Here is a 9,147-nt window from a genome sequence, read left to right on the forward strand (position 1 = left end):
AAAGCATGACGCAGCGGGCGAAGATCGACACCGAGGGGCCGGAGCCGGGCGGCGGCGGCGCGGGCGCCCCGAGCGGCACCGCCATCGACGCGGGCGCCGAGCTGGACCCCGTACACCCCGTCCCCCTGCCGCCGCCGCCCTTCCGGCCCGGCGGCCTGCTCACCCCCGAGGTGGCCGAGCGGGTCGCCCGCGGCGAGGTCAACGACGTACCCGTCCGCAGCAGCCGCTCCACCGCCGACATCGTCCGCGGCAACGTCTTCACCCGCTTCAACGCCATCATCGGCGTGCTCTGGGTGATCATGCTGTGCGTGGCGCCGATCCAGGACAGCCTGTTCGGGTTCGTGATCATCGCGAACACCGGCATCGGCATCATCCAGGAACTCCGCGCCAAGAAGACCCTCGACGGACTCGCCGTCATCGGCGAGGCCAAACCCACCGTCCGCCGCGACGGCAGGACGGTGGAGATCTCCACCTCCGAGATCGTCCTCGAAGACGTCATCGAACTCGGCCCCGGCGACAAGGTGGTCGTCGACGGGGTCGTCGGCGAGGCCGAGGGCCTGGAGATCGACGAGTCCCTGCTCACCGGCGAGGCCGACCCGGTCCTGAAGAAGCCCGGCGACCAGGTGATGTCCGGCTCCTTCGTGGTCGCCGGCGGCGGCGCCTTCACCGCCGCCAAGGTCGGCCGCGAGGCCTACGCCGCCCAGCTCGCCGAAGAGGCCAGCCGCTTCACCCTCGTCCACTCCGAACTGCGCAGCGGCATCTCCACCATCCTCAAGTACGTCACGTGGATGATGGTCCCCACCTCCATCGGCCTGATCGTCAGCCAGCTCGTGGTCAAGGACGACAACCTCCGCGACGCCATCGCCCGCACCGTCGGCGGAATCGTGCCGATGATCCCGGAGGGCCTCGTCCTCCTCACCTCCGTCGCCTTCGCCATCGGGGTCATCCGCCTCGGCCGCAAGCAGTGCCTCGTCCAGGAACTGCCCGCCATCGAGGGCCTCGCCCGGGTGGACGTGGTCTGCCTCGACAAGACCGGCACCCTCACCGAGGGCGGCATGGACGTCACCGAACTGCGCACCCTCGGCGGCGCCGACCCCGGCTACGTGAAGAAGGTCCTCGGCGCGCTCGGCGAGTCCGACCCCCGCCCCAACGCCAGCCTCCAGGCCATCATCGACGCCTACCCCGACAGCGAGGAGTGGCGCTGCACCGAGTCCCTGCCCTTCTCCTCCGCCCGCAAGTACAGCGGCGCCAGCTTCAGCGAGGGCGACGGGGAGAACTCCACCTGGCTGCTCGGCGCCCCCGACGTGCTGCTGCCCAGCGGGGACCCGGCCCTCGACGAGGTGGACCAGCTCAACGAGCAGGGCCTGCGCGTCCTGCTGCTGGCCCGCTCCCCGCGCGAGCTCGACGACCCCGACGTGGCCGGCGGGGCCCGCCCCACCGCCCTCATCGTCCTCGAACAGCGGCTGCGGCCCGACGCCGCCGACACCCTGCGCTACTTCGGCGAGCAGAACGTCCACGCCAAGGTGATCTCCGGGGACAACGCGGTGTCCGTCGGGGCCGTCGCCGGCAAGCTGGGCCTGCCCGGGGCCGAGAACACCGTGGACGCCCGCACCCTCCCCGCCGAGCAGACCGCGATGGCCGAGGAGCTCGACCGCAACGCCGTCTTCGGCCGGGTCACCCCCCAGCAGAAGCGGGACATGGTCGGCGCCCTCCAGTCCCGGGGCCACACCGTCGCCATGACCGGCGACGGGGTCAACGACGTACTCGCCCTGAAGGACGCCGACATCGGGGTCTCGATGGGCTCCGGCTCCGAGGCCACCCGCGCGGTCGCCCAGATCGTGCTGCTGAACAACAGCTTCGCGACCCTGCCCTCGGTGGTCGCCGAGGGCCGCCGGGTGATCGGCAACATCACCCGCGTCGCGACCCTCTTCCTGACCAAGACGGTCTACTCCGTCCTGCTGGCCATCCTGGTGGTCTGCTCCCAGGTGGAGTACCCCTTCCTGCCCCGGCACCTGACCCTGCTGTCCACCCTCACCATCGGCGTCCCCGCCTTCTTCCTCGCCCTCGCGCCCAACAAGGAGCGGGCCCGCCCGCACTTCGTCAAACGCGTCATGCGGTACGCCGTCCCCGGCGGGACGATCGCGGCCGCCGCCACCTTCGCCACGTACCTGATCGCCCGCCACCACTACGTGGGCCCCGGCTCCCTCGACGCCGAGACCAGCGCCGCCACCCTCACCCTCTTCCTGGTCTCCATGTGGGTGCTGGCGATCATCGCCCGCCCGTACACCTGGTGGCGGGTCGCCCTGGTCGGCGCGATGGGCGGGGCCTTCCTGCTCGTCCTCGTCGTGCCCTGGCTCCAGGACTTCTTCCAGCTCAAGCTGGTCGGAACCGTCATGCCGTGGACCGCGGTGGCCGTCGCCGCCGTCTCGGCGGTCCTCCTGGAGGCGGCCTTCCGCTGGGTGGACCGCAAGTTCCCCGCCTGAGCCCGCCGCCCTCTCCGACCCGGGGCCCGGTCTCCTTCAGCCGCACCACCACCGCGGACGGCAGCCGGCGGCTCCGCTGCGCGGGCAGCGGGGCTCAGTCGAACCAGCGGTCCCGGGCGAGTTCCTCCGTACGGGACGGGTCCTCCAGCAGGGCCGCCACCTCGAAGCGGCGCGGCCACTGGCCGGCCGACCAGGCCAGACCCGCGGCCACCCCCTCCAGGGTGGCCGCGTGCAGCACCCCGTCCGGGGTCCGCCGCCAGTCGAGTTCGGTCCCGGCCGCGATCAGCTCCTCGTGCTCCACGTACGTCGCAGGGGTCGCCGGGCCCAGCAGGATCCGTACGGACTCGGGGACCTCGTGCTCCTCGCCCGGCGAGGTCACCTCGGCCGGCACGGTCTCCGAGAGCCGCCGCACCTGGAGCAGGTCGGCCAGGTCGGCCGCCCGGGAGGGGGCCACCGGCAGCAGCGGCCGCCCGCCGGCCAGCGGCAGCAGGTCGGGGGCGTCCGCGACCACCGCATCGGCCGCGTCCACCACCCGCACCTCCCCGTCCACGACCGCGCGCAGTTCGTCGGGCAGGGTGACCTGCTCCGGATCGAGGTCGGCGAGGTAGCCGTAGAGGGCGTGCAGCTGGCGGCCGGTGACCTTGCGGTCCGGGTCGGCGAGCCGGCCCAGGAGCTCCGCCGCCCCGCCCGGCTCGTCGAGCAGGGCCGCCACCGAAGTACGCACCCCGAGGGCGTGCAGCACCTGCTCGTCCTCGAAGCCGGTGGCGTCGGCGGAGGTGTAGAGGCCCTCCAGCAGCGGGTCCCCGCCGGCGGCGCGCAGCCCGGCGGGGCGGCGGCCGTCGAGCACCGGGTGGTCGCGCAGCCACCAGGCGGTGTACGGGCGGACGGTCTGCGTGGTGCCGTCGGGCAGCAGGACCCGGACGGGCTGGGTCAGGGCGTCGCGCAGCGGCGGCCGGGACAGCAGGGCGAGCGCCTGCGGCCAGGCCTCGTCGTCCACGAGGTCGAGGTCGCGGACGGCGACGATCTCGGTGGCGACCGGCGGCACCGGGGAGTCGGGCAGCTGGTCGAGCACGTCCTCGCACCAGACGTCCACCGCGTCGAGCAGCCCGGCGTCGTCCGGCTCGGCGAAATCACCCTCGCGGGGCTCCAGTTCGTCCGGGTCGAGGACCACATCGGTGGCGCGTACGAGCTGGAAGTCCGCGAGCACCCCGCAGGCGGTGAGGGGCTGTGCACCCCATCGCTCGGCGAGTTCGGCATCGCACAGGGCGAGCTCGCCCTCGCGCATGACCTGCGCGAAGGGGCTGCCGGGGAGCACCAGCTCACCGGCGGGGGCGAGTTCGCCGTCCTCGTCGGGCAGGGCGAGGGCGCCGAGCCACGGCTCGTCGCCCGGCTCCAGCCCGGCGTCCCGGGCCAGCCCGAGCACGATCTCCGCCAACTCCTCCGGATCCAGGGCGTCTTCGTCCCAGACCTCCCCCGCATCCAGGGAGCCGGCGACGGCCGCCCGGACCTGAGGGGTCGTCAGGACAGCCCGGGGGGAGGCCGGGAGGGCCCCCAGCTTCTCCAGCAGCGGGTGCGCGGCGTCCGGATGCGCCACCTTCAGGCCCAGGCGGGCCAGCGAGGGCGGGGTGTCGGGGCCGGGCAGCAGCACCTGGCGCGGGCCGATGGCGGTGCGGCCGGTGGCCAGCGGCACCGGCAGGCCGGAGAGCCGGTCGGGATCCACCCCGGCGAGGGACTCGTACAGCCGGTGCCACCACTCGGGCGTGCGCTCGATGCCCGCGATGCGCTCGATGGCGTCCCCGAGCGGGAGCCGGCCCACGCCGAGGGTGCGCAGCTCGGTACGGCGCTCCAGCCCGGCCGGCAGCAGGGTGGGCAGCACCTCGGCGAGCACGCGCACGGTCTCGGCCCCCGCCCCCTCGACCACCTCGGCCTCGAACGGCCGCAGCGCGGGGAGCTCCTCGGCGGGCACGGCCGGGGCGAGGAAGGCGGTGCGCGGCAGCAGCCGGTGCACGGCGGCGCGCAGGGCGCCGTCCAGCTCCCCCTTGCCGAGCGGGCCGGGCACGAGGTCCACCAGGGCGGTGGTCACCGGCCGCCATTCGGCGAGGAGTTCGGCGTACGCCTCGGCGGCGCGCTCGACGAGGAAGTCGGTGAGCGGGCCGGGCGCCGGGTGCCGGCGGGTGGTGTCGAGCGGGAACGAGCCGATGAGCAGGGCGGGCACGCCGAGCGGCTCGTCGGTGGGGGTCGGCGCGTGCACGACGGGCGCGGTGCCGGGGCGCACGGGGGCGCCGTCCTCGTCCACGGGCACCGCCCAGGACACGGTCCATTCGGGGCGCAGCCGCTCCTCCACGGGCCGGTCCGCGAGCAGGGCGGGCTCCACGGGTCCGCCGTGCCGCACGGTGCGCCAGCGGGTGGTCTCCCCGGCGCTGTCCTCGACCGCGGTGTACGGGCCGTCTTCGCGGCGGCGCAGGGTGCGGGTGCCGGCGGGGGTCTCGACGGCGATCTCCTCCAGCCCCGGGAGGGTGAGGAGCAGGGCGTCGTCGATGCCGGCGAGGAGGCGCTGTACGAGGTCCTCGGCGCTGCCGTCGCGCAGCGGGAGCAGGACCACGGTGTCGTAGCCCTCGGGGGCGGAGCCCTCGGCGGGCAGCGGGAGGCGCAGCAGCGGCACGTGGCCGTCGCGGCGGCGGAGTTCGTCCGCCAGGCCGGGGCTGTCGGCGGCGGCCTGCCCGGCGAGTTCGCGGGCCTCGGCGAGGGACCACCGCACGCCGCCGTGCCGGCCGACGACGGCGGGCTCGTCGCTGACGGCCAGGACGGCGGCGAAGCCGACGCCGAACCGGCCGACGGCGCTGCCGCTCTCGCGCTTGGCGGAGGCGCGCAGGGTGCTGAGGGATTCGGCGCCGGCCGCGTCGAGGGGGGCGCCGGTGTTCGCGGCGACGAGGATGCCGGGGCGGTGGGTGAGCCGGAGCCGGCCGGGCACGCCGGCGCGGGCGGCGGCGTCGGCGGCGTTCTGGGCGAGTTCGACGACGAGGCGGTCGCGGTAGCCGCCGAGGGCGAGGTCCTCCTCGGCGTTCGCGTCCTCGCGGAACCGGGCCGGGCTCGCGGTCCAGGCGTCGAGCACGCCGCGGCGCAGTCTCGCGGTGCCGAAGGGGTCGACTCCGCTGCCGTCCGCTGCCGTCGCTCTCACGGTGCCTCCCACGTAGACCGGTTGTCCTGCCGGTCCCCGACCGTACCGCCTGGGCTGCGGGGGGCCGCGGGCGGCTGCGGGCGGGCGCGCGCGGCTGCAAGGGCCTTCGGGCTGCTGCGGCCCACGCCCGGCACCCTCCAGCGTGGCACGCCACCCCCCGCCCCGCCCCGGCCGAAACAGCCCTCCCCCCACCCGACCCCGGGACCACCCGTCCGGCGGTACGGGGCGTGGGCGAAGCCCCGAGACGACGGGCCGCGGCCGCCCAACGGGCGAGGCAACTCCAGCCCCGCGGGGCAATCCAGCCTCGCGGGGCACCCTCCAGCCCCGCCGGCGATTGAGGCGCGGGGTTCGGGGCAGAGCCCCGAGACGACGGCCCGCGGCCGCCCACCGGGCGGGGCAACTCCAGCCCCGCCGGGCACGCCCCAGCCCGCCGGGCAACCTCCAGCCCCGCCGGCGCTTGAGGCGCGGGGTCCGGGGCAGAGCCCCGAGACGACAGGCCGCGGCCGCCCACCGGGCGGGACACACCCCAGCCCCGCCGGCGCTTGAGGCGCGGGGTCCGGGGCGGAGCCCCGAGGGGGTCAGGAGTGGCCGAGGTCGGATTCGGGGAGGTCGGCCGCGGGCACGGAGCCCGTGTCCGCCGCGGGCCGCAGCAGGAACTCGTCCGCCCGCATCGAGTCGAGCACCGGCTCCGCCGGCCTCGGCGGCTTCGGCATGACGGCCGCCTCGGAGTGCCCCCCGCAGCCGTACGACAGCGACACCAGCCGCCCGTCCGCCGGCCCGAACTCGTTCGCGCACACGCCGAACGCCTGCCCCAGCGACCCCCCGATCCTGACGAGGAACCCGCAGCTCACGCACGAGGCCGGCGCCGCCTGAGCCATCGGCGTCTTCGCCCCGAAGGACTCGTCCCACCGGTCCGCCGCCGAGTGCAGCCCGTAACGGGACAGCACCCGCGCCCGGCGCATGCCGAGCTCCTCGGCGACCGCCGTGATCGAGCCCCGCTCGGGCACGACGACCCGGTCGGTGACCTCCGCGTCCTCCGCCTCGACCAGCTCGGCCATCTCCTCGGAGACGGCGGAGTTCGGCGGCGGCGCGTCCTCGCCGGTGTAGCCGGGCTCCAGGCGCAGGTCGTCGGCCTCGGTGGGCAGCAGGTCGCCGGGCCCCATGTCCCCGGGCCGCAGCCGCTCGCTCCACGGCACCCACTCGGGGGCGAGGAGCGCATCGGGGCCGGGAAGCAGCACCGTTTCGTCGAGGGTGACGGTTTTCGCGCGGGAGGCGCGGGCCACGGTCACCGCCCAGCGCCAGCCGCGGTACCCCGCTTCCTTGCACTCGAAGAAGTGAGTGACGACCCGGTCGCCCTCCGCCACGACGGAGACGTGTTCGCCGACCGCCCCCGGGGCGGCGGCCTCCTCGGCCGCCTCGCGGGCGAGGTCGACCGCTTCGGCGCACAGGCGGTCGGGGGTACGGCTTCGCGTCGTCGCAGCACTCACTGGTCTCGTTCTCTCCTACGCCGTCTCACGAGTGCGCCGTCCGTCCGTCGTCCCTGACGACCCGTCGGTCCCGTCCGTACCGGCGCGGGCGGAGCGGACCAGGGGGCCGCGTCGACGTCCGCGCCCGACCGGCCTCGGGCGCACCTACTCGCTTCCCATTCTGCGGGATGGCGGAAAGGCGCGCGGCCAAGAGCAACCGTCGGTGGCGCGCTACGCACGCTACCTCCTTCACAGCGCTGGGCCCACCTGCACGTCCGATTCGCGGACAGGCGGAGTCCCGGAATCCGCTCCCCAGAGCCATGATCATGCCTCAGCCAACGGGCCCCTCACAGCCGGGGCACCGCCCCGGACCCCGCAAGAAGCCTCCCGAAAGCCCCGGAAACCAGGCCCCGTACGGGTGCGGACGCGCCGGGGCGGGTCCGGAGCGCCGCCGTGGGGCACTATGGCCACGTGGCAGCCGCACGGTTTTCCCACACCCGCCCGGGCCGGGCCCGCAGGACCGGACGGGCCGTGGGCCGCGCCCTGCAACGCCCCGTGACCGGCACCGCCCGCCGCATCCGCCGCGCCACGCACGCCCACGGCGCGGGGGAATCCGGCCTCGGCAAACTCATCGAGCTGCACGCCGTGAACGGCGCCGGCGACGTCCTGATCACGGTCGCCCTCGCCTCCACCGTGTTCTTCTCGGTCCCCACCGACGAGGCCCGCGGCCGCGTCGCCCTGTACCTGGCCATCACGATGGCCCCGTTCACCCTGCTCGCCCCGGTGATCGGCCCGCTGCTCGACCGGCTCCCGCACGGCCGCCGGGCCGCGATGGCCGGGGCGATGCTCACCCGGGCGGTGCTCGCCGTGATGATGTCCACGGCCGTGGCCACCGGCGGCATCCAGCTCTACCCGGCCGCCCTCGGCGTGCTCGTGGCCTCCAAGGCGTACGGGGTCGTGCGCAGCGCCGTCGTACCGCGCCTGCTGCCGCCCACGTTCTCCCTGGTCAAGGCCAATTCGCGGGTCACCCTGGCGGGCCTGCTGGCGACCGGGGCGGCGGCGCCCCTCGGGGCCGGACTGCACATGATCGGGCCGCAGTGGCCGCTGTACGGGGCCTGCGCGGTGTTCCTCGCCGGGACCTGGCTGGCCCTGTCCATGCCCCACAAGGTGGACTCGGCGAAGGGCGAGCGCCGGGCCCGGCTGTCCACCCACGAGGACCGCTCGCGGCGGCCCTCCCTGCGCACGCTGAGCCGCTCGGTGCTGTGCGGGCTGTGGGCGAACGCGGCGATGCGCGGCCTGTCCGGGTTCCTGATCTTCTTCCTGGCCTTCCTGCTGCGCGAGCACCCGCTGTCCGGGCAGAGCGCGGCCGTCTCCCTGGGCATCGTCGGGGTCTCGGCGGGGGTGGGCAACGCGTGCGGGACGGCCGTGGGCGCGTGGCTGCGGGCCCGCGCGCCGGAGGCGATCGTGGCCGCGGTGCTGGCCCTGACCCTGGCGGCGGCGATCGTGGCGGCCGTGCTGTTCAGCGGGATCCTGATGGCGGTGCTCGGCGCCACGGCCGGCTTCTGCCAGGCCCTGGCCAAGCTGTCCCTGGACGCGATGATCCAGCGGGACATCCCGGAACAGGTCCGTACGTCGGCGTTCGCGCGGTCGGAGACGCTGTTGCAGATGGCGTGGGTGGTGGGCGGGGGCATCGGCATCTCGCTGCCGCTGAACGGGGTCGTCGGCATGTCGGTGGCCGCGGCGATCGTGGCGGCGGGCACGGCGATGGCCCTCCGCGGCATGCTCACCGCCCCCCACCACCCCGGCCCCGGCAGCCACCCCCGCCCCCACGTCACCTAACCACCCCCGGTCCCCCGACCCTGCGGGCCAACCTGACCCTGCGGGGGCAACCTGACCCTGCGGGCCCAATCCGACCCTGCGGGGGCAAAATCCAGCCTCGGGGGGGGGGGGGGGGGGGGGGGGGGGGGGGGGGGGAAGGAGAAAGGGAAGCCACAGAGCAACCCGCGGGGTGTGCTTCCCT

4 protein-coding genes are annotated in these 9,147 nt (G+C 75.4%); 2 read left to right on the top strand and 2 right to left on the bottom strand.

Translation table 11 applies throughout. The features are described 5' to 3' along the window. Positions 1-5 precede the first annotated feature (5 nt). On the top strand, positions 6-2,483 hold the full coding sequence (locus ACZ407_RS33945) for an HAD-IC family P-type ATPase (RefSeq protein WP_468135205.1): 2,478 nt from the start codon (positions 6-8) through the stop codon (positions 2,481-2,483). Between the two features lie 94 nt (positions 2,484-2,577). On the opposite strand, the gene ACZ407_RS33950 is transcribed toward ACZ407_RS33945, so the two are convergent. Further along, a complete protein-coding gene (locus ACZ407_RS33950; protein WP_468135207.1) occupies positions 2,578-5,661 on the bottom strand; it encodes a sacsin N-terminal ATP-binding-like domain-containing protein in 3,084 nt (1,027 codons plus the stop codon). A 578-nt stretch (positions 5,662-6,239) separates the two neighbouring features. After that, positions 6,240-7,148, bottom strand: coding sequence for a DUF3027 domain-containing protein (locus tag ACZ407_RS33955; protein ID WP_468135209.1), 909 nt, complete (start codon positions 7,146-7,148; stop codon positions 6,240-6,242). Positions 7,149-7,598: 450 nt separating this feature from the next. Here ACZ407_RS33955 and ACZ407_RS33960 point away from each other — a divergent pair, with 450 nt between their 5' ends. After that, a complete protein-coding gene (locus ACZ407_RS33960) occupies positions 7,599-8,966 on the top strand; it encodes an MFS transporter (protein WP_468135211.1) in 1,368 nt (455 codons plus the stop codon). Positions 8,967-9,147 lie beyond the last annotated feature (181 nt).

This window comes from Streptomyces sp. NPDC030809 (genome assembly GCF_055572195.1).